The organism is Paraburkholderia sp. CNPSo 3281, from assembly GCF_024206515.1.
In the GTDB taxonomy this organism is placed as follows: Bacteria; Pseudomonadota; Gammaproteobacteria; order Burkholderiales; family Burkholderiaceae; genus Paraburkholderia; species Paraburkholderia nodosa.
In genome coordinates this window covers 13,366-34,608 of sequence record NZ_JAMBPS010000017.1, presented here as the reverse complement: position 1 = coordinate 34,608, position 21,243 = coordinate 13,366, and the positions used below count along the sequence as shown (strand labels likewise).

18 protein-coding genes are annotated in these 21,243 nt (G+C 58.6%); 2 read left to right on the top strand and 16 right to left on the bottom strand.

Annotated elements, in window-relative coordinates; all coding sequences use genetic code 11:
* Positions 1-87: 87 nt before the first annotated feature.
* From M3I56_RS18480 to M3I56_RS18410, 16 genes are all read right to left on the bottom strand, one after another.
* Positions 88-687: a TetR/AcrR family transcriptional regulator gene (locus M3I56_RS18480; RefSeq protein ID WP_254355212.1), complete on the bottom strand. Its 600-nt coding sequence runs from the start codon at positions 685-687 to the stop codon at positions 88-90.
* A gap of 267 nt (positions 688-954) precedes the next feature.
* Positions 955-2,574: a choline dehydrogenase gene (locus tag M3I56_RS18475; RefSeq protein WP_254355211.1), complete on the bottom strand. Its 1,620-nt coding sequence runs from the start codon at positions 2,572-2,574 to the stop codon at positions 955-957.
* A 491-nt stretch (positions 2,575-3,065) separates the two neighbouring features.
* Positions 3,066-4,016, bottom strand: coding sequence for an alpha/beta hydrolase (locus M3I56_RS18470; RefSeq protein ID WP_254343564.1), 951 nt, complete (start codon positions 4,014-4,016; stop codon positions 3,066-3,068).
* 33 nt (positions 4,017-4,049) lie between these two features.
* Positions 4,050-5,540 (bottom strand): NAD(P)/FAD-dependent oxidoreductase, encoded by a 1,491-nt coding sequence (locus M3I56_RS18465; protein ID WP_254355210.1) that lies wholly within the window; start codon positions 5,538-5,540, stop codon positions 4,050-4,052.
* A gap of 714 nt (positions 5,541-6,254) precedes the next feature.
* Complete coding sequence (locus M3I56_RS18460) at positions 6,255-7,226, bottom strand: alpha/beta hydrolase (RefSeq protein ID WP_254355209.1); 972 nt, start codon at positions 7,224-7,226, stop codon at positions 6,255-6,257.
* Between the two features lie 12 nt (positions 7,227-7,238).
* Positions 7,239-8,702, bottom strand: coding sequence for an NAD(P)/FAD-dependent oxidoreductase (locus M3I56_RS18455; protein WP_254355208.1), 1,464 nt, complete (start codon positions 8,700-8,702; stop codon positions 7,239-7,241).
* Between the two features lie 50 nt (positions 8,703-8,752).
* Entirely contained in the window at positions 8,753-9,919 is a 1,167-nt protein-coding gene (locus M3I56_RS18450) for an iron-containing alcohol dehydrogenase (RefSeq protein ID WP_375541747.1), read from the bottom strand.
* 29 nt (positions 9,920-9,948) lie between these two features.
* Positions 9,949-11,430, bottom strand: a complete 1,482-nt coding sequence (locus M3I56_RS18445) for an NAD-dependent succinate-semialdehyde dehydrogenase (protein ID WP_254355207.1) — start codon at positions 11,428-11,430, stop codon at positions 9,949-9,951.
* 551 nt (positions 11,431-11,981) lie between these two features.
* Positions 11,982-12,188, bottom strand: a complete 207-nt coding sequence (locus M3I56_RS41650) for a DUF535 family protein (protein WP_375541746.1) — start codon at positions 12,186-12,188, stop codon at positions 11,982-11,984.
* A gap of 27 nt (positions 12,189-12,215) precedes the next feature.
* Positions 12,216-13,619, bottom strand: a complete 1,404-nt coding sequence (locus tag M3I56_RS18440) for an ISKra4 family transposase (RefSeq protein WP_254355206.1) — start codon at positions 13,617-13,619, stop codon at positions 12,216-12,218.
* 37 nt (positions 13,620-13,656) lie between these two features.
* Positions 13,657-14,265, bottom strand: a complete 609-nt coding sequence (locus M3I56_RS18435) for a plasmid pRiA4b ORF-3 family protein (RefSeq protein WP_254355205.1) — start codon at positions 14,263-14,265, stop codon at positions 13,657-13,659.
* 101 nt (positions 14,266-14,366) lie between these two features.
* A complete protein-coding gene (locus tag M3I56_RS18430; protein WP_254355204.1) occupies positions 14,367-15,425 on the bottom strand; it encodes a maleylacetate reductase in 1,059 nt (352 codons plus the stop codon).
* A gap of 36 nt (positions 15,426-15,461) precedes the next feature.
* On the bottom strand, positions 15,462-16,055 hold the full coding sequence (locus M3I56_RS18425) for a malonic semialdehyde reductase (protein WP_254355203.1): 594 nt from the start codon (positions 16,053-16,055) through the stop codon (positions 15,462-15,464).
* Positions 16,056-16,080: 25 nt separating this feature from the next.
* Positions 16,081-16,953 (bottom strand): intradiol ring-cleavage dioxygenase, encoded by an 873-nt coding sequence (locus M3I56_RS18420; protein ID WP_254355202.1) that lies wholly within the window; start codon positions 16,951-16,953, stop codon positions 16,081-16,083.
* A gap of 64 nt (positions 16,954-17,017) precedes the next feature.
* On the bottom strand, positions 17,018-18,574 hold the full coding sequence (locus tag M3I56_RS18415) for a 4-hydroxyphenylacetate 3-hydroxylase family protein (RefSeq protein WP_254355201.1): 1,557 nt from the start codon (positions 18,572-18,574) through the stop codon (positions 17,018-17,020).
* A gap of 33 nt (positions 18,575-18,607) precedes the next feature.
* Positions 18,608-19,174, bottom strand: a complete 567-nt coding sequence (locus tag M3I56_RS18410) for a flavin reductase (RefSeq protein ID WP_254355200.1) — start codon at positions 19,172-19,174, stop codon at positions 18,608-18,610.
* Positions 19,175-19,330: 156 nt separating this feature from the next.
* On the opposite strand from M3I56_RS18410, the gene M3I56_RS18405 reads away from it, so the two are divergent.
* Together M3I56_RS18405 and M3I56_RS18400 are read left to right on the top strand one after the other, a co-directional pair.
* Positions 19,331-20,323 carry a LysR family transcriptional regulator gene (locus tag M3I56_RS18405; RefSeq protein WP_254355199.1) on the top strand — a complete coding sequence of 331 codons (993 nt, stop codon included), beginning with the start codon at positions 19,331-19,333 and terminating at the stop codon, positions 20,321-20,323.
* A gap of 44 nt (positions 20,324-20,367) precedes the next feature.
* Positions 20,368-21,168 carry an adenylyltransferase/cytidyltransferase family protein gene (locus tag M3I56_RS18400; RefSeq protein WP_254355198.1) on the top strand — a complete coding sequence of 267 codons (801 nt, stop codon included), beginning with the start codon at positions 20,368-20,370 and terminating at the stop codon, positions 21,166-21,168.
* Positions 21,169-21,243 lie beyond the last annotated feature (75 nt).

The following is a 21,243-nucleotide window of genomic DNA, read 5'->3' as shown; positions in this document are numbered from 1 at the left end:
TGCCCAGCTGGATGCCGTCGTCCATCTACGTACCGGAAACAAGGTCGAAATGGGCTTCAAAAAGCGCCATAGCAGGCCGCGTCGATTTCAAACCTGTACCGTTGAGTTCGAGATGGCGGTTGCAAACGCCTCCAAAGCTGAACTCGCATTATTCAGGTTCGCCGCAAGCTTGCGGATATTCACTTCCGCATACCAACTATTAAGTAATCCATCGATCAGGACGAGGCTCATTCTCGCTACGGCTTCAATCATGTCGCTGTGGACTTCCACGGCGCACTTGCTGAAGTAAGCCGTCGTTCGCTCGACAGACTGGACATAGGTTCTCAAGGCGAAATCGGGTCGATGACGCGCTGCCCACTGGATCAGCTCGGACTGGGCGCGGGCGTATGACGGATTCTGCACGAGCCATTCGACAATCTTGCGCAACTGCCATCCAGCCAGTTCGGCGAAAGAGTGAAATGTACTATCGGCGGCGAGGTTCGTCGCGATACGGTCAAACAGGGATTCGTAAACCGCATCGAACAGATCGTCCTTCGTGTGGAATACATAATGTAGGGACGCTAGAGGGCTGCCTGCGGCTTGAGCTATTCGCCTCGTGGTGGCTCCTGCAACGCCATGCGCGGCGATGACATCAACGGCAGCGTCAACAAAGTCTTGTCGCCGCAACGCAGCCCGAACTCTTGTCATTGGTAAGCTCCGACACCGAAAATCCTCTTGCGCTCACGTCGTACAGGCATGTAGCGTTCATTCGAGATACATGGTCAGATGACCATCACGTTCGTGAATTATGTCGGCATTTTGAAAGTTTGTCTATGCCGAATAGGGTCGCGGGTTCCCCGAATAGCCATCTCTGTGGTTGCGCATACTACGTCCGCAACATCCGTGCACGGTTGCGGCATTCGTGCGTACGAATGCCGGCACGAGAGGGTGCTAGTTAAACCACCGTTCTAAAATTCAATTCGGCATCGTGGCCGGAAATCTTGCAATGCCCCGGATTAAATCCGAGGCTTTTTCTCCAATCATAATCGTCGGTGCGTTCGTGTTTGCACCCACTAACGTTGGCATTATGGAGGCGTCAACGACACGCAAGCCCTCCGTTCCCCGAACTCGCAATTGAGAATCAACGACGGCGAGTTCGTCACTTCCCATGCGACAGGTTCCTACCGGGTGGTAAACGGTGTCGGTCCGCTCACGTAGCAACCCACGAATGTCTTCGTCTGATTGCGACCGCGACTCAAACAGATCCTCCGTCACAAACTCCGACATGGCCGGGGCCGCCATCAACTGCCGAGTCAACTTGTAGCCCTCGACCAGGACTTCGAGATCATCCGTGTGCTCGAGGAATGCCGGGTCGATCAACGGCGTATCAAGCGGATCCGCGCTTTGCAGTTTGACCGATCCACGGCTTTTCGGCCTCAACAGGCACACATGACAGGAAATCCCATGTCCAAGCTGCAACTTTCTTCCATGATCGTTGACGGGACCAACGACAAAGTGCATCTGAACGTCCGGTCGATCGAGATCGGCCCGTGTCTTCAGGAAGGCGCCACCTTCAGCGAAATTGGTCGTCAAGGTGCCGTGCCGCGAATTCCGATACTGCTTGATGTCGCGCAGCGTCTTGATCCCACCGCGCACCGAGACGCCGAGCGCATCCAGGCTGTTTGTCTTGTAGCTGACAACGACGTCCGGGTGATCCTGCAAGTTCTCTCCAACGCCCGCGAGATCGGACACGACCTTTATCCCATGGCGATGAAGTTCGTCCTTCGGCCCAACGCCGGACAACATAAGCAACTGAGGCGACTGAAGAGCGCCCGCGGAAAGGATCACCTCCTTTTTCGCCCAAACCGTCTCGACACTCCCCGCACGCGTGACTTCGACACCAACGGCTCTTTTTCCATCGAACACAATGCGTCTAACCTGCGCATTGGTCTCCACCGTCAGATTGCCGCGAACCTTCATATGCGGAAAAAGATAAGCACGTGCTGCACTCCAGCGCTCACCATTCTTCTGGGTTACCTGGTAAATGCCGACGCCCTCCTGCTCCGCACCGTTAAAATCGTCCGTGATGGGCAAGCCGCACTGTCGTGCGGCCTCCAGCCAACGTTCCTGAAATGGATTACCTGTCCTCAGATCGCTGACCCAAAGTGGGCCGCCGCGGCCGTGCCATTCATCGCCAAGACGCTCGTTATGCTCGCTTCGCTTGAAATAAGGGAAAACGTCATTCCAGGCCCAGCCTTCGTTGCCAAGCGCCGCCCAATCGTCGTAGTCGGAATGATGGCCGCGCGTGTACACCATGGCATTGATCGCAGACGATCCGCCCAACGCCTTGCCACGCGGCTGGTAGCCCCGTCGTCCCAGCAGTCCCTTTTGCGGAATGGTCTGAAACGCCCAATTGTTCAGCCGGGATGGAATCATCAGCACCAAGGCGGCCGGAACGCTTACTGTCCATCCATCGCCGGTGCCGCCGGCTTCGAAGAGGCACAGCGTCACATCAGGGTCTTCGGTCAAACGCGAAGCCAGCACACTGCCTGCCGATCCGCCACCTACAACAAGATAATCGAATGAATTCTTCACAGGTTTGTGTCCTGGATAGACTACGCAGCGAATGCACGTGAGATCGGCTCGCACGTCAAATCTTGACTTGATCAGACATGCGAACATTTCCCACGGCCTGGCTGGCCTTATAAAAGGAGGTCACAACGTACGCACTTGTCACCAGGCCCAAATGTTCGCCCGGCTATATTGGCGACTCCTCCATCCCTTATATTTTGGTTTTTCACACCCGTTCACAACTTTCGACCACAAAGTGCGGTTCCACTGCAAAGCGTACCGACGCGTCGCGCTCTGTCTCAACACGGTCGATAGGTCCGAGTGCATCGAGACAAATAACAGGAGCCCTGTCGCGAAAGCACGCACTTTTCGGCTCCACAGAGGCATCGCGCAATCGGACACATTCCGTCATACGACAGGACTGTGGCCGCACCGGCGACGTTTGAACTCGCCTGCCACGCTGCATGCGGCCACAGAACTGCGAACAGCAGAGTCAAGTCGCTACCGTGAACGTATCAATGGTGCTGCGCGCTCCCGAGCATGTTCCGAAAACTTGCGATTCCTTTCTCGATCCATGCCTGGGCGCCCGGGGAGATCCCCCCCATATCGAAGAACCCGTGAAGCATGCCATCGCACCTGATCGTTTCTACCTTGACGCCGCTTGCATGAAGCAAGCGACCGTATGCTTCGCCCTCGTCGCGCAGTGGATCGTATTCCGCGGTAACGATGACCGCGGGAGGCAGCCCTGCAAAGTCCCTGGCGAGGACCGGGGCCAGTCGTGCATCCGCCCGGTTCGTACCGTCGAGGACGTAATGTCGATCAAACCAGACGATCGAATCGAGGTCGAGCAGATAGCCTTCGCCGTTTTCCTTGAAGGAAGGAAAGTCGGATCGGTCTTGTGCTACCGCCGGATAAATCAGGAACTGGGCGGCAAGCGAAATTCCCTCAACGTGCAGCTGTTGGGTCACGACGGCCGCAAGATTGCCGCCAGCGCTATCGCCGGCAACCGCCACTACATCGTTGCCGCCCAGTTCCCCAGCGTTTGCGATAACCCATTTAGTCGCGGCGACAGCGTCGTCCGCCGCTGCCGGATACCGATGCTCGGGAGCCAGCCGGTAATCCACTGAGACTACTACCGCGTTCGCACCACGAGCCAGCTCTCGACAAATATTGTCGTGGGTATCCAGATCACCAATGACAAACCCACCGCCATGAAGATAAATGACCGTTGGCAAATGACTCTCTTGAGTCGGACGATAAAGCCGCGCCCGTAGCGATCCAGTCGCGCCGGGAACCGTCAAGTCTTCCACACTATGAATTTCGACCACGGCCCCTGATGCACGCACTGCGTGTGCCAATTGATGCATCAATGCGCGCGCCTCTTCCGGGGTTGACTGCGGCAGTGGCTTCGCGCCAGATCCGGCAAAAGCTTCGAGAAAACCAGCGAGATGCAAATCGAGTGCCATAACATTACCTTTTATGCGAACGTTACTGGGAGATCAGCGATATACGAGGACTTCGGAATCCGGGCTCAATTCCGGAAGAGTCTGGCTCTCCTCCTCGTACTCAAAATGGTGCTGCCACGGCATACGATCTCCCCGTGAGTGCATCTGGTGTTGCGACCGCATAACGTATCCTGCATTGAAGTTGTTCGGGTCTGTCCAGGGCAACCGCTGCATGTCGGCGTCTTCGGCTCGCAGGCGCGGCTCCACCGTCTTCGCCCCAACCTTGTCCATATGTGCGAGCACACGACAGGTGAATTCACAGATGAGATCAGCGCGGAGCGTCCAGCTCGAACGGTAATATCCGTAAATGAACGCCATATTCGGGATACCCTCGATCATCATTCCTCGATATGAGACCCGCCTGGTCATATCGACTGGATCTCCGTCGACGTGAAATGCGATCTGGCCAAAAGCACTCATGTCGAAGCCGGTCGCCGTCACGACGATATCCGCCTGCAGTTGCTCGCCGGAGGCCAAGGTAATGCCGTTCTCATCGAACGACTCGATGGTGTCCGTCACTACGGATGCTTTCCCGTCACGAATAGCCGCGAAGAGGTCTCCCTCGGGGACGGCGGCAACTCGCTGCTGCCACGGCCGATAGCCAGGGTTGAAGTGCTTGTCGACGTCAAAACCTTCCGGCAATTGTTGGCGAGTCTCGTTGATCAGCCAATCGCGAACAGCGTCCGGGTTCGCCGCGGACAGGTTGATCAGGTCAAACGTCTGCTTGAGATGCGCACGCCGCAGGATTTCCGCACGCCATTCTTGCGGAACGTTAAGTTCGCGAAGAGGAGCGTCCAGTTGGTGGGTCCATGGAACGGATGTGAAGAACGTGGGTGACCGCTGAAGCATCGTCACGTGCGCTGCGGTTTTGGCCATCGCCGGAATCAACGTTGCGGCGGTAGCCCCCGAGCCGATCACGACCACCCGCTTTCCGGCATAGTCGAGGTCCTCGGGCCAGTGCTGCGGATGAACGATCATTCCCTTGTAACGATCGAACCCGTTCCACTTGGGCGTAAAGCCCTGACGATGGTCGTAGTATCCCGCCCCCAGCCACAAAAAATCGGTAGTTATCGAGAAGCGCTCACCCGTATCGTTTCGCGATACTTCGACAGTCCAGCGCTTTTGTTCACTCGACCAGCCCACCGTGTGAACACGATGCCCATAGCGGATCTTCGAACCGAGGTCATATTCCTTGATGACCTCTCCCAGATAGCCATGGATCTCATCCGCTGTGGCGATCGAACGCCCACTCCACGGACGGAATCCGTACGCATACGTGTACAGGTCGCTGTCGGAGCGCGCCCCGGGGTAACGATGGGTCCACCACGTACCACCGAATCCCTCCATCGCTTCCAGAATGGCAAACGAGCGATCCGGCAGGTGCATGCGGAGATGGCACGCGGCATCGATGCCAGAGATTCCTGCGCCAATGATTAGTACTTCTATATGTTCTATCGAACTTGAATACGCTTGGTTCTTAGTCATGAGATCCCTCCACTGACCAGTTATTGAAGATATCTGTAACGCCACACGAACGCATCAATTGACTTGGTCATTTGAACGCGTTGATGTCGGATTCCCCGCATATAGGGCGACAATTCACCAACCCAACAGGAGACGCCCCGAGGCAGGTCATCCATGCATGCACTCTGACATGCACGCGAGCAGCCGACATGCGCACCTCGGTTCGATCGGTCACTTCTGACATGATCATTTGACCAAGTTCCAGTGTTCCCAGTCTCATGCAGTCGAATGACAATTTGAATAAGGGCTTTCCATTACACAATCGGTTGCGAATGTAGCAATGGCCGACTACGCAACATCAGGCGTTATTTCGCTCCTTCCGCCTTCAATCCCCCTCCCCCACTGACTGGCAGTCACTCTGGACTACCGCAGCACACGAAGTGGGGCTAAGGTACCTCGCGAGACTGCCCCACGGCGGACGTTTCCCGTCCCTTCATTTCTGTGCAAGACCGGATAAACGCGATGGGCGCGACCCCGATAGCATCCGATCCCGACGGTGACGTTAGTTCTTCGGGCCCACAACTCTCGCCGGAGGATCTTTCCGACGTTGCTCTTTGGTAAGGCGTCGAGAAACTCGATGCTTTTCGGTCGTTTGTAAGTTTGACAACGACATCTTCGATCTCGTCAGGGTGTATGCACGAGCCCTCGTGGAGACTAAAGCATCAAACATTGAATCTATCTTGTTTCGGCAAGCCGTCGAACAAAGGAAACTGCGCGTTCCAGTAGATATCTCGCGGCCGCGATATTGCGGGCTGCGGTGACGATGCCATGGTGATGCCCAGGAAGATGATGATGCTCGACATTGCTCCCAGCTCGTGCAGCGCACGACGCGTAGGCTATGCCCTCGTCGCATAGCGGGTCCAGCCCCATCGTTGCAATGAACATCGGCGGCTGTCGCCGACCTTCGGCATGCAGCAGCGGGGACAGGCGCGGAAGATCAAACGGAACGCCAGCCGGCACGTAGTGATCCCGGAACCAAAACATCGATTCGGCTACAAGCGGAAATCCACCTTGAATGCGCTGATATGACGGGAGCGTCGCCGTCAGGTCCGTCACCGGATAAAACAAGATCTGCCCGATGACTGTGGATCCCACCGTCGATGCCGCATTGGCGATAATGGTCGCCATATTGCCGCCGGCGCTGTCGCCCGCCAGGACCACCCGAGACGTGTTAATTGAGAGCGCAGGGGCGTTGGTGATCAGGTAGTCCAATGCCCGCTCGCAGTCTTCGAGCGGGACTGGCCACTGGTGCTCTGGCGCTCGCCGGTACTCCACCGAGGCGACAGGACATCGGCTATGCCGTGCGAGATGTCGGCAGATGCCATCGTGTGTGTCCACGCTCCCGATCACCCACCCGCCTCCGTGAATGAAGACAACAAGTGGATTTTCCTCGTTGTCCTCCCCGTCGCGCGGACGATAGAGCCGTACGATAATGCTGCCGTCCGCTACGGGAACGGGCATATCCTCATAGACAACAGGCTCGTCACCTGTGATGCCGTTCATTTCGCACGCGCGCACGAAGTTCACGCGCGACTGGTCTACGGAAAAGCTACCGTAATGCATTCCGCCCAGCTCGCGGAACGCCCGAACAGCGTCCCGAGCATCTTCGGAAACCTCCGTCAGCGGCAACCAGTGCACTGATGTCATGTGCATCCCCGGTCAGATCGCACCGAACGCGCTTTGATCCCATCGTGTCACAGTGCGGTATTCGTCCACTGTGCCAGCCCAGTTGTTGATCACCTTGCCCTTCGCGTTCTTGTACCAACTTGAGCAGCCCGCCGAAAACGCAGAGCCGGCCATCGCTGACTGTAGCCTGTTGTTGTATTCGTCAAACACCTTCCTGTCGACGTCTACCGCCCTCACGCCAGCCTCAGCCAAACCACTGATCGCGTCGATGATGTAGCTTTGCTGGATCTCGAGCATCGAAACGATGGAGTTGTGGTTCAGATTCGTATTCGGCCCATACAACATGAACATGTTCGGAAAGCCCGGCACCGTCATGCCAAGATAGGCTTCCGGGCCATCTTCCCATGCCTGCGTCAACGTGCAATCCGTCCCGCGAACTTGCAGGCTACCCTGGAATGCCTGACTCTCGAATCCCGTTCCGAACACGACTACATCGAAGGGGAGAGCACGCCCATCCCTGGTCTGGATACCATCCTCGACAAAAGCCTCTACGCCCGCCGTCTCCAAGGAGACGTTCTCGCGCATAAGAGCTGGATAGTAATCATCCGATCGCAGAATTCGCTTGCAGGCGTATTCGTAATCCGGCGTGAGCTGCTCGCGAAGTACCGCGTCCGACACCTGCCGATGAAGGTGCGCCAAAGCCAAACTCTTGCCTTCTGTCTGCGCGTTGGTACCGATGCGTGTGCGCTCGAACCCTGCTTCACGGAATGCATGCAACGATTTCCTGCTTTCCTCAAAGAGATGGGGATCTCGCTCGTATGTATCGAGTTGCTCCATCGAGAAGACGATCTGATTGCGTGGCATGATCCAGTTTGCGCTTCGCTGGAACACAGCAAGGTGCTCGACCTTCGGCGCGATTTCCGGCACATACTGCACCGCGCTTGCGGCGTTACCAATGCTTGCAACACGCTTGCCACTCAAATTCACATCATGCCGCCACTGCGCGGAATGGAAATAGTCTCCCTTGAAACTTGCCAGGCCGCGAATCGTGGGAATCATCGGGCGATTGAGCTGCCCCCAAGCCGGCACGAAGAAACGAGCGCTCAAGCGCGAACCATCGGCTAGCTCGAATCGCCAAAGTATCGCGCTCACATCCCATACAGCACTACGAATCTCGCTGTTGAACCGCAAGTGTTTTGCCAGGTTGAACTGTGTGGAAAGCGAGTTCAAGTAATTGAGCAACTCATTCCTGCCAGCATACATGGCACTTACGCGAAGATGCGGATGGAAGCTGTAGCAGTACAGATGCGACTCGGTATCGCATGCTGCGCCGGGATACGAATTATCAAGCCAGACACCGCCGAGCTCGGGACGCTTCTCCAGGACGACAAAGTCGTCGATGCCCGCGATTTTCATGCGAGCGGCCATTCCGAGGCCGCCGAAGCCGGCGCCCAGAATGACGACCTCGTGGTGCTCAATCGTTTCTACATTATTCATGATGCTCTCTATATTGACGTAACGGCGATCACAGAATTGCCTGCCCCGGTTCAATAGGCCTGTTCATACAAGTGCAATGCGTCTGATTCATCGACAACAACGGGATTGTTCAACAGCAAGCGCTGCTGCTTCATGGCATCGGCCGCCAAGGTAGGAAGACTCGACCGCGGCACGTCCACGTCGCGGAGACGGCGCGGAGCGCCGGATCGGTCCATCAGGTCATCCATAAATTCGATGAACGCGGCTGCGCCTTCTGCCGCGTTGCTTTTTCCGGCCGCACCTACGACGTCTGCCAATTCCGAGTATTGCGAAACTGCCGCTTCGGCGTTGAAGCGCAGCACTGGTGCAAGCATCAATGCATTGGACAAACCGTGCGGAATATGGAAATGCCCCCCCAGCGGATACGCAAGTGCATGGACCGCGGCCACTGGTGCGTTGGCGAAGGCTTGTCCCGCAAGAGTAGCCCCCAGCAGCATTGCTTCGCGCGCGCGCTGGTCCTGGCCATTTTCACAAGCCGGGATCAGATTGCTCGCCAGCAATCGCAATGCTTCACGCGCCAGGGCGTCGGAGATAGCATTCTTCTTGTGCTTGCTGGTATAGGCCTCAATAGCGTGGACCATCGCGTCGATGCCTGTTGCAGCGGTATGACTGCGTGGCAGCCCGACCGTCAGTTCGGCGTCGAGGATCACCCTGTCGGCATACAGTTGACGTGCGACGATCCCCATCTTATTTGTTTCGTTAACCGAAACGATGGAGATGTTGGTGACCTCGGACCCGGTACCAGCCGTGGTAGGGATTTGCACCAATGGCAGGCGCACACCCTGAACGTTGCCAATTCCGTACATTTCTGCCAGCGATTGCTGTGAGACGGTGAGAACGGCGGCCAGTTTTGCAATGTCCATCGACGACCCACCGCCAAGGCCAATAACAACGTCTACCTCTGCACTGCGCGCGAACTCGACGCAGCGCGATACCACACTCTCGGGCGGGTCGGCCACGACCTCGTCAAAAACTGCTACACGGAATCCCCCGGCCACCAACGACACTTTCGCGGGCTCCAGCACACCGGCCTTGTGCAGCCCCGCGTCGGTAACAATCAGAACATTGCGTCGATCCGTCCATGACGCCATCACTTGACCCAAGCGGTGCACACAGCCCCATTCCTGGAGAATTGACGGAACGGTTTCGAAAAGCATCGACTGCGGGGACATTTTCATTGATATCTCCTTCATGCAGACGTTGGCAGTCAGATCTGGGCACACATGTACTTGATCTCCAGATATTCCTCGATTCCGTAACGGGAACCCTCTCTGCCAAAGCCGGATTGCTTTACCCCGCCGAACGGCGCGACCTCGTTGGAAATCACACCAGTATTCAGGCCAACCATGCCGTACTCGAGTGCCTCACCTACCCGCCAGATGCGACCATGGTCGCGTGTATAGAGATAGGCTGCCAGTCCGTACTCAGTGTCGTTGGCCATCGCGATCGCCTCTGCCTCGTCGTCGAAACGGAACACTGGACCGACGGGTCCGAAGAGCTCCTCGCGCGCGAGACGCATGGCCGGCGTCGCATCGGCAATAACCGTCGGCTCGAAAAACGTTCCGCCAAGCCGATGACCTTTCCCGCCCGTGACAATTCGTGCACCCTTGGCTACTGCATCGTCAATCAGCTGGCTCAAGTGGTCACAGGCCGACTTCTGAATCAGCGGCCCCTGCTGTACCCCGGGTTCCGTGCCGTTTCCTACGTTGAGCCCCTGAACTCGCCGGGCGAGCGCGTCGACGAAACGGTCATGAATGCCTGCCTGAACAAGGAAGCGATTCGCGCAAACACAGGTCTGACCGCTATTCCGGTATTTCGACGCCATGGCACCTTCGATCGCTGCGTCGAGATCTGCGTCGTCGAATACGATGAAAGGTGCGTTACCACCCAGTTCGAGAGAAAGTCGCTTGATCGTTCCGGACGATTGGCTCATGAGTAGACGGCCGACTTCTGTTGAACCGGTAAACGATAGCTTGCGCACAATCGGACTAGACGTGAGGACCGCTCCAATCTCGCGCGACGGGCCACACACGACCTGGAACACACCGGCCGGAATTCCGGCTCGCTCAGCCAGCACGGCAAGCGCAAGCGCCGTCAGCGGAGTCAGGTCTGCTGGGCGAACAATGATGGAAGAACCCGCAGCCAGAGCGGGAGCAACCTTGCGGGTGATCATCGCGGCAGGAAAGTTCCACGGCGTGATCGCGGCGCAAACGCCGATCGGCTGACGAATGACAAGGATGCGCTTGTCACTTTGCGGGTGAGGAATGACGTCGCCGTATATACGCTTCGCTTCTTCGGCAAACCAATCCACGAAAGAAGCCGCATACATGATTTCGCCGCGGGCCTCAGAGAGCGGCTTGCCTTGCTCCGACGTCATAATGAATGCAAGGTCGTCGGCATTCGCAATTATCAAGTCGTACCACGCGCGCAATATCCTCGCGCGCTCGTGACTGGTCCGTTTCTGCCAGCCTTCTTGTGCAAGCGCCGACGATGCAACCGCTTTCTCGATCTCTGAGGCGCCAAGGCTGGCCACGCGAGCCAGGATTTCACCCGTCGCTGGATTCGATACGGGAAACGAACGACCATCCGTGCCCCCCTCCCATCCCGACGCAAGCCAGGCACGCGTCTCCAGCAAGGAGCCGTCTCGCAGTTGGGCGCGTAGCGCCGAAGGTACAGTCGCCTGGTTCATCCTGTCTCACTCTGTATGGTGAAATCGAGCAGCGTCGATTCGATTGGTACTCAGTCCGAGATCCCCAAAGACCTGGACACTCGTTCTTTCTTATCGCTCTAGTGGGCGGCCTCGCATTGCCTCCACGCGAACCGTCCCCAGAAATTCATGTCGCTTACCCTGGCGCTTTCAACCAACCGTCGAGAACCGCTCGGGCATTGAATGCAAGAGCGCCCTCCCCCAGGCTTTCGCCAGGAATTGCCACTGCACCGAAGAGAGCACCCCATACGGGCGTCATCCAAATTGGGGGTAGAGCAGATGTCCAGATCAAATGACATGGTCATTTGACCACAAACGAATATTCGCGGCAACTTGGTAATTCCACTGGCTTCAGGTCAGGGGTTGTCGACGGCATTCCCGCACTTCAGGTTCGCCACCTACTCATGCACTGCATCGCGGATCTGCCCATCCAGCGCCGCCAGCAGCGCGTGACGTCTGCGCCGTACGGCGTCGTTGCCGGCCGCATCAGGCGCCAGCCTGCGATGCGGCATCGGAAGAACATGCCATTGGCGCTACGACCGGCGTGCGCCGCAATCCCACGCCAGTGCACGGTAGTCGGCCTTGATCCTTCGCTTTCGAAACAGGTACCGCCAGCTCGAGTAAACGTGCGCTTCGCTCGAAACGATCAATGCAGTTTTTGCCCCCATTGCGCGAGCCAGTGACTGCGCCAGAAATATCGCCAGCGGCTTCGGACGCAGGCCTAGCCACTTGCGTGTCAAATAGGAGACCGCGCCAAAGCGGGGGCACTAAGCCGCGATATTGTGAGCGTGATTGTTGAGCGCGAGCGTCGGATACCATCGCTCGAACCGTGATCGCAACTGCTCATTCAGGACCGCCGTCCTCACCTGCAGAAGGGCATGCGCGAGAGCGGGCCGCCACGCCATCTGCTGCCGCTTCACAAAGCGCTTGCTGACCACCTGGTTGACCGCCGATTCGACGAAGCTCGAGGTGATCGGCTCGCCGTGACGGTAGCGGTCTCCGTAGTTCACAATAAAGCTTTGGTTATTTTCGATGTAACCGATAAACTCATCCAGTCTGGCCAGCAGCCTGGCCTCCTCTGGACTGCCAACCGCGGCGAGTTCCCAGCCCAGGCTTTCAAGCCGCTGCAGCGCCGGATAAGGGCAGCCGTGCCAGAGGTGCCACTTTGCACTGTGCAGCCTATCGATCATCGCGCCGACGGACGGCCGTTCGTCGCGGTCCGGCAACCCCTTGATCACCTGTTCCAGATTCTGCACCCGCATGGCGACGTGAAACCAGTCGAGTACCCTCTCGCCGCAATCGCCAAAGTTGAGCTGGGCGTGGCGCACGGTGTCGCCGCCGTCGGACAGGAAAGTTACTGGCTGGTCCGCACCGACACCCTCCTGGGCGAGAAACGCCAGCATCCGATCGGCGGGCGCGCGCTCGAGTGTATGAACGTATGCGAAGCTGTGTCCGCCACCGTCGTTGCGCTGTGATTTCCCAACGATGACTTCGAACCAGCCGTCCTGCCGGCTGCTGTGTCCGGTCAGCCGGATATATCCGCCGTCGATTCCCACTGCGCGTACTGAACTGTATTTCGGAATAGCGCATCGGCCAGCAGGCAGATCGACGCAGAGTGGTTGCTCGACGGCGACCGTCGCCTTCGAACTCTCAAGGCGGCGGCCGAGTGCTGCGACGCGTCTGCGGATCGTGGTGGCCGCGAGCACATGCTCAAGCGGTAACACCTCGCCCAGTACCCGGACGGTCAGCCCGTAGGACATCAGCGCGGCAAATTTGGCTTGCAGATACTGCAGCTCGGGACTCGTCCGCTCACGCAGGCAACTGGCCAGCGGGCTGAGGGAGCGGCGCCCTGCTCCGGAACATCGGCACCGATAGTACCGCGGGCTGTCGATCGATAGCCGGCCAAACACCGAGCGGTAGACCAGGCGATGGTGGCCCTTGACAGTCAGAGGCGAGCTGCACTCCGGACACACGCTCATCCGGGCGATCGCTTCGGCGGCCTGCGCGTCGATCATCGAACGCTGCAGCTGGCCCAGCAGCGCCTTTGCCTCATCAAGATGCAGGCCGAGTGAGCCGGCATCGAAGCCTTCCCGTTCGAAGTGGGCAATCTCACTGACACTCGGCTGCTCGTCGACGTCCGTCCGCACCACAATCTGCACGCTGATCTGCATGGCGGCCTCCGCTGGGCACATCGCTCGGGCGGACAGCTTACCGCGCCAGCGTCTGCAGGCGTTCATCCGCCGCCCGACGGTCGAAACGCCGATCCAGCCAGATCAACCATTCGTCGGCCTCGATGCGCAGATCGTCCACGTCAATCAGGCCTTCGCGTAAAGTCTCAATCCACTCGAGAAATTCGTGCTCGCCATGAACCTCCATAGCGTTCATGTACCTCTCCGGACCTCCGGCGTCTTCGGGCGGGCAGCCCCCGGCGCCCGCGACGCAGCGCGGTATTGGCCTTGACCGCAGGTTGCACGTTCGACGTTCGACGCGCACGTCATGCAACCACCACGAGTTGAAATCGTACACGTAGGCAAAGCGCTCATCTTCGTGCAGGCCAAACGCCGCCAGCGACAGGGTGTCTGTGCCGTCGAAGAACTGCAACGCGCCGTCACGATGTCCACCATAACGCCAGCCGCGGATGATGAACCGGTGCAGGTGTTCGTCGTTCCAACCCATGGCGAGTTGCATCACACGATGCAGTTGCGAAATCGTGACCTGCCCGGGAATCAGCACTCGCCGCCAGACCGGCGGGCTGACGCCGCGCAGACTGATTCGCAACTGGAGGACTGAAGGCAGATCGGAAGGGTCGGAGTCCATTGACCCACTATAGACCTCCGATCGGCCATACTCGCTGCAACCCGTTTTCGCCCCCGCTTTGGCGCGGTCTCCTATCCTGGTTGGAGCGCATCGGAGACGGGTCAAATGCCACTCCCCGCCCAGGCATGCGTCAGCAACGTGGCCAGGGCAGCCGGTTCGACTGGACGCGGATTGTCATAGGGATTCCTCAGCGCCTGCTTCACAGCAAGCGCAATCCCTTCGTACGGCATCCCGATGTCACGCAATGCGAGTGGAATGCCGCAATCGCGCCCAAGATCCAACAGCGCGCCGACAGCATCGTCAGCCGCCATTGCACGGCGGAGACGAGCCATGACCTCTGGGACCATTGGCGCATTGTAGGCGAGCGCGTAGGGCAAAACGATGGCATGCGTCTTCGCATGTGGCAGATCGAACAAACCGCCCAGCGTATGGCACAACTTGTGATGCAACCCCATCGAGGTCGCGCCAAGACAGCATGCGCAAAGCCATGCGCCGTAAAGCAGGGACGCGCGAGCCTCGGGATCGTCTGGTTCTTTGAGCACACGAGGCAACGAATCGACAATCGCGCGGACCCCGTCCTCAGCCATCATCGTGACGATCGGATTGGTATCAGGTGCATAGAGTGCCTCCATCGCATGCGCCATCGCATTGAATGCCGAAAGGGCAGACATCGCCGGTGGCAACGAGAGCGTAAGATCCACGTCATAAATCACCACCTCGGGCTGGATCTTCGAATTGCGCTGCGTAGTCTTGCGATCGCCTTGCGTCTCGCCGAGGATCGGCGTCATTTCGGAGCCCGCGTACGTGGTCGGAAGCACGATCTGCGGCAGATCTGTGCGCAGCGCGATGGCCTTGCCGAGTCCCGTGGTCGAGCCCCCGCCCGCCGCGACGATACCGTCGATCCGCCCTGCTTTCACGACCTCCAGTGCGCGCTCGGTCACATCGATGGGCGTGTGCATTGTGGCGCCATTGAACGCACCGGCGGCACGGCCGCCGAGCAATTGCTCGACTTGCTCCGCTAGCATGGCCTGGTCGGGTGTGGACAGCACCAGCAGGCGGCGCAAGCCGAGTCGGTCCGCCTCGAAAGGCAGAGTCGCGCTCGTGCCGCGGCCGAAAACGACCCGCGTCGGTAGCATCTGATAGACAAAAGAGTCCTGCATGATCCGGTACCTTCGATGAATGACGCAAAGGCGCGGTTATAGAAACGAGCACGCCACTTCTAACGGCAGCCTCGGCAACCGGTCAAACAGCTTGCCGCGATCCCCATAACCGATGTTGCAAAGGAAATTGACCTTGACATTGCCGTCGGGAAAGAACTCGTCATTGACTTTCTGCTCGTCGAAGCCTGACATGGGACCACAGTCCAGCCCGAGCGCACGTGCAGCAAGGAGCAAGTAAGCGCCCTGCAAGGTACCGTTGCGAAACGCCGTGCTCTCAATCAGATCCGTCTTGCCTTCGAAGATCGCTCGGGCATCGGCACGATGCGGAAACAATGCCGGCAGATGATCATGAAAGCGGCGATCGTACGCGACGATCACACACACCGGGGCGGCACGCGTTTTTTCAATATTCCCCGGTGCCAACGCCGGAAGCAAGCGCGCCTTCGCTTGGGGCGTACGCAGAAATAGGAAGCGCGCTGGCGTAGTATTCATGCTCGTTGGACCGTATGCGGCCAGATCGTAAAGCGCGCGCAACTGCCCATCGGTCACCGGCTTGTCGATCCAGCCATTTTGTGAACGGGCGCTGCGAAATAGCGTATCCAGTGCATCCGCACGAAGTGTATCCGACATGTTCGTCATCCATAGCAAACAGCGATCAGGCCCGCGTGGGGTTGGTGCGGTTCAGAACGAAAGTAAAATCGAGTGTGCTAAACGGCGTGTCGTTGTCGGTGCCATCGGGCGCCCTGCCCCGTTCGTGGTGCATCCAGTCCGCAATCAGCGAAGAGCGCACGCCAAACACCGCGTCGGAGTCAAGGTATCGATCGCCTGCGCGAAATATATGCGTGATGAGCCGTTCGTAACCGCGCGCTTCAATCATGAAGTGCAAATGCGCGGGCCGCCACGGATGCCGGCCAAGTGCCGTCAGCATCCGGCCAACCGGCCCGTCGTACGGAATCGGGTAGGACTCCGCCGTGACCGAACGGAAGTGGAATGACCCGTCCTCAAGGCTGCGCAATGTGCCGCGACCCTGGGTGGCCGCCCCGTCGTACTGCACATCATAGAGACCATCCGAATCGGCCTGCCAGACTTCGACGCGCGCATCGGGGACCGGCTCGCCGGCGAGCCCCCTCACCCGTCCGGTCACGAAACACGGCTCCCCCTTCGCGCCGTTCGCTACGTCATGGCCGTTCTCGTAGTCCGGCGAGTTTGCGACGAAGAAAGGCCCCAATACCGTCGACTCCGTACAGCCTGCCGGCTTGTGATTGTTAAGCGCTGTCACCAACATCGACAGGCCCAGCGCATCCGACAACAGGATGAACTCCTGCCGCTTTTCGTCGGTGATATGGCCGACGTCTGTGAGGAACCGTATGCCCTGATACAACTCATCCTCGGTCAGCTCGACGTCGCGGGCAAACGCGTGGAGATGCTGGACGATGCCCGTCATGATCCGTTTGAGCCGCGAATCTGGAGCCTCTGCGTGACGCGAGATTACGATCTGCGTAATGGTGTCTTCGTCGACGTTTCTCATGCTGTCTCCAAATGGTCAGGCCTCACGGGCGTGCGACGCACAACGGGCCGCACGCCGTCCTTCGTTAGACCGTCACTACACTGCGCATTGCGAGTTGCTCCTGGCGGCGCGCGCTATCCTGAGCCTTCGCGTAGTCTGCGGAGCTGGCATACTCCGTCGCCAGTTCGTTGCCGCCTTGTTCGATGCCACACACCTTTGATGCCAGCATGCCGTACGGGCCAGAAGCGGCGAACTCCGCACGCTGCATCGTCAGCGAGCGAATTGTCTGCAGTGGCGTGCCATTGAAGTTCTCGAACATGAAAAGGCGGCCGCCCCATTCTGAGAGGAACAGATCGCGCACGACGCGTCCGATCTTTATGCGGTCATACGGCTTGCCCGTCGGGCCGCTGTTCATGCGCTCGAGCCACGGGCCAAGCTTCGAGTCCTTCCACTGCGCTTCGGTTGGGAAAATCAGCGCGCTGCGCCCGCACAGATCCACGAGTTCGTAGATCATCGACGAGAAGTGTTCGAGGTAATACGCGCGCCCGAAGTCGTAAATCAGAATATTCGGCTTATAGTGCCCACCCGGTGTATGAAAACCGAGTTCTTCGGCAGCGATCATATGGGCGAGCGTCGCCTGATGGAAGCCGATCAGCTTCGCAACGCGCGTCTGCACCTGCGGAATCTTGTTCGTGCCGATGTGCTCGGTGATCAGCACCGCGAGGCCCGCCATCAGCTCGGCACGTACCACCTGGCGAATCAGCGCGGCATAATGGAGCCAGTCGAAGACGCGTTGCGGATAAAGCTTGGCATGCTCCGGGTTGCCGATGTGGAACACATGGCTCCACGGAATGAAGACGTTGTCAAACACGGTCACGCCGTCGAGTTCGTCGCCTTGCGCGGCGAGCGGATGCTCCGTCTCATCGTCCCTTACGGTGCTCTCGCGGCAAACGATAGTCACGCCTTTCGTATTCACGGGCGTGGCGGCAAAGATGATCTGTTCGCCCGGAATACCCGGACGGAAGAAGACGCCGATATGAATCCAGTCCGCAAACGGGACACCCGTGCCGATCGCCTTGACGCCGGTGACAGTAATGCCGCGCTCATCTTTCTTCACGATGCGCAGTCCGGGCGACTTCGCCTGCGCTTCGGGGCCTGATCGATCCATTTGCGGATCGACGAATTGTGGTGCGCAATTCAGGTCGTTGTCCTTCGCGTGTTGCACGAATTCTATGATGTTCTTCGCGAGGTTTTTCCCTTCCGCGCCGATGGCCTGCGTCTCCCACGGCGTCGGGTCGTCTGCGTAAGTCATCAGCACATAGTTGTTGACGTCGGGCGTGCGCGGGAAAGATGCGCCCGCCAGTTCCCGCATGATCGTCTCATGATACTTGCGCTTGCGGCGCAACTCGTCCTTGTTGCGGTGCGCGAACCATTGCATCGAACGGCGCTCGCCGTTCTCATCCACGAAGGTGAGCACGTCCCGAAGGTCTTCGCGATGGTGGAGATCGTAGAAATCGGCGTGAACTTTTGCGTAGCCGCGCGTTTTGGGGTGAGTCGCGATATTGTCGATTTTCTCGTTACCGACCCAGACGTTGCGTCCATCGTTCAGCGACTCGAGATACTGCTTTCCTGTGCGGATCATAGGTTACTCCGTTGGTGGTCAATTTCAGGGTGATCAGGATTGCGTGGGACGCGTCGTTGCATATGCACGCCTGCAATAGACAAGCGGCTCGACCCCGCTTGTACGCCGTGCATTCAGCACACGTGCGATAAAGACACTGTGCGTGCCGATTTCCGTTGCCGAGGCAATACGGCAATCGAGTGCTACGAGGGCATCGGTGCGATACGGAATGCCATGTGCGGACTCTTGCCAGCGCGCATCGCTGAAGCGCTCCAGCATCGGCACATGGCCAATGCCGGCAAAGAGCTGAGAAATGCCCGCTTGATGGGCGCTTAGCCAGTTCACCGACAGAAGACCGTTCGACTTGATGACGCTGTTTGCGGCGCTTCGCCGGTTCACACAGAAAAGAATCGTGGGCGGCGCGTCGCTAACGGAGCAGACAGCGGAACAGGTCACACCCGCTTTGCCCGCAGGTCCGTCCGTGGCGATCACGGTGACGGCCGTCGCGGCATGGGCAAGCGCTTCACGGAACTCCGTTGCATCGATAAAAGACGATTCGTCGGAATGTTCGTAATGCACAGGTGCGCCTGCAACCGTCGGCTGATGTGGCGCTTGATTCATCGTATGTCTCCTTTTCTGCGGCCTCGGAAATTCGGATGTGTGCGAGGGACGGTCAAACCGGCTGCATCTCGTGCCCCGGGGTATTGCCCAGTGTTCGCACGTTTTGTTTGAGCTACAGTACCTCGACTAAACCGCTATCTCTATGGAAACGGCCTCATGGACACTTTTCCGCAACGGAACGAAGGGGATCTCGACTTCAATCACCTTCGGGTTTTCGATGTGCTGATGACCGAGCACAGCATTACGAAAGCCGCGTATGTGCTGAACGTCACACCGTCCGCACTGAGCAAGACACTCGCGCAGTTGCGGGTGTATTTCGGTGACCCGCTTTTCATTCGCGTGTCGATGCGCATGGAGCCGACGCCAAAAGCGCTTGAGCTCGCGGAACCCGTCAAATCGCTTCTTGACCACTTCCGGCAACTGCGCTCGTCACATGCTGCGTTCAATCCGGCGACCTCAGACCGAATGTTCACGATCAATGTGGTCGATGCCGGCGTCGTGAACATGCTTCCGCCGCTGCTCAACTATCTCGGCGAGCACGCGCCGCGCGTGCGTGTGCAGGCCATCCACTGCGACGCGCAGCATCTGGATCTATGGCTGGAGTCGGGCTTGATCGATATCGCGATCGGCTCGTTCCCTTCACTAGTGACAGGCATCCGGCGTTTTCCCCTGTGGACGGAGAGCTTTGCTTGCGTAACTCGCAGTGACCACCCGCGTGTCGGAGCCACGCCGACACTCGAGACGTTCATCGCCGAGAAGCATGCGGTCGTGTCGGCTGCCGGCACGGGGCATGAGCGTCTGTCCGTCGAACGCCTGCTTGAGGCGTATGTGCCACCCGAGAACATCGCGTGCCGCGTGCCGACGTTCTCGTCCGCTGCGTTGATCGCACGGCGCACGGACGCCATTGCGACGATTCCACGCGCGCTTGCGCTCGGTCTGGCCCGAGGCTGCGGCCTGCAACTCGTCGAGCCTCCGCTTGATTTTCCGAATATTGAGATTTCTCAGTACTGGCATGACCGCGTACATCGCGATCCCGGAAATCAGTGGATTCGCGATGTCATGAAGCAGCTTTTTGCAAGGTCGACATCTGACGAACTGTGCCTGTGCGTCAATGAGACTGTTCTATCCGGTGGATGGCCCTCGCCTTGATAGCCTTCTATGATCCGCTCACACACTCGGCATGGAGCGCGATCATGATTTCGTTGAAACAGGGATGTGTGGTTTCGATTGGCGTCTTCGACGGCGTGCATCGCGGTCATCGGCGCGTGCTGGAGATGCTGCGCGAAACGGCGGAACACCTCGGGGTGCCCGCGGTCGTCGTGACGTTCGACCCGCATCCACGACGAGTGCTTCAACCGGACAAGGCCCCCCCCATGCTCGTGTGCGTCGAGCGTCGCCTTGAACTCCTCGCGGCGACGGGGTGCGTCGATCACGTGTGTGTGATGCCCTTCGATCAGCATCGACGCGAACAGTCAGCAGACGATTTTGTGTCGCAGACGCTCATCGACCGCCTGGGGATCCGTGCACTGGTGGTAGGCGCGAACTTCGTGTGTGGGAAGGCACGCACGGGGACGATCGACTATCTGTCGCGGCTTGGAAAGGCCGCGAATTTCAGTGTGTATCCTGTACCATTGCGTGCCGCATTCGATGACCTTGGTGCTGAACCAGCCTCGTCGACGGTTATTCGCCGTCTCGTCCTCGATGGTGACGTGCGAAGCTCGGCGCGACTGCTCGGCAGGTATCACGAACTGGAATGCAAAGTGGGGTCCCGCGGCGAATTGCTCTTGCCGCCCGGTATGTGCGTACCCCGCGATGGGCGGTATTCGGTTCATCTGCGTAGCCGGCACGGCGTCAAGCATCCGGCACATGTGAAAATACGGGGAGATGAGGGCTATCACCGCGGTTTAATTCGGCATGCTGATTTTGAGCCTGGCACACATGTCACCATGCAATTTGTCGACACCGTCGCGCCTTTCCGGCAGGCTTCGACGTAGCTTACGGCAAGCTATGCGTTGCGGCCCGGAATCTTGAACCACATGGCGTCCGTCGAACGCTCGGCCGATTGAAGC

Coding starts and splice junctions, on each gene's coding strand:
- M3I56_RS18400 (WP_254355198.1), top strand. CDS start 20,368: ATGATTTCGTTGAAACAGGGATGTGTGGTTTCGATTGGCGTCTTCGAC.
- M3I56_RS18450 (WP_375541747.1), bottom strand. CDS start 9,919: ATGAAAATGTCCCCGCAGTCGATGCTTTTCGAAACCGTTCCGTCAATT.
- M3I56_RS18460 (WP_254355209.1), bottom strand. CDS start 7,226: ATGACATCAGTGCACTGGTTGCCGCTGACGGAGGTTTCCGAAGATGCT.
- M3I56_RS18420 (WP_254355202.1), bottom strand. CDS start 16,953: ATGAGAAACGTCGACGAAGACACCATTACGCAGATCGTAATCTCGCGT.
- M3I56_RS18480 (WP_254355212.1), bottom strand. CDS start 687: ATGACAAGAGTTCGGGCTGCGTTGCGGCGACAAGACTTTGTTGACGCT.
- M3I56_RS18405 (WP_254355199.1), top strand. CDS start 19,331: ATGGACACTTTTCCGCAACGGAACGAAGGGGATCTCGACTTCAATCAC.
- M3I56_RS18470 (WP_254343564.1), bottom strand. CDS start 4,016: ATGGCACTCGATTTGCATCTCGCTGGTTTTCTCGAAGCTTTTGCCGGA.
- M3I56_RS18440 (WP_254355206.1), bottom strand. CDS start 13,619: ATGCAGATCAGCGTGCAGATTGTGGTGCGGACGGACGTCGACGAGCAG.
- M3I56_RS18425 (WP_254355203.1), bottom strand. CDS start 16,055: ATGTCGGATACACTTCGTGCGGATGCACTGGATACGCTATTTCGCAGC.
- M3I56_RS18455 (WP_254355208.1), bottom strand. CDS start 8,702: ATGAATAATGTAGAAACGATTGAGCACCACGAGGTCGTCATTCTGGGC.
- M3I56_RS18410 (WP_254355200.1), bottom strand. CDS start 19,174: ATGAATCAAGCGCCACATCAGCCGACGGTTGCAGGCGCACCTGTGCAT.
- M3I56_RS18430 (WP_254355204.1), bottom strand. CDS start 15,425: ATGCAGGACTCTTTTGTCTATCAGATGCTACCGACGCGGGTCGTTTTC.
- M3I56_RS18415 (WP_254355201.1), bottom strand. CDS start 18,574: ATGATCCGCACAGGAAAGCAGTATCTCGAGTCGCTGAACGATGGACGC.
- M3I56_RS18445 (WP_254355207.1), bottom strand. CDS start 11,430: ATGAACCAGGCGACTGTACCTTCGGCGCTACGCGCCCAACTGCGAGAC.
- M3I56_RS18465 (WP_254355210.1), bottom strand. CDS start 5,540: ATGACTAAGAACCAAGCGTATTCAAGTTCGATAGAACATATAGAAGTA.
- M3I56_RS18435 (WP_254355205.1), bottom strand. CDS start 14,265: ATGGACTCCGACCCTTCCGATCTGCCTTCAGTCCTCCAGTTGCGAATC.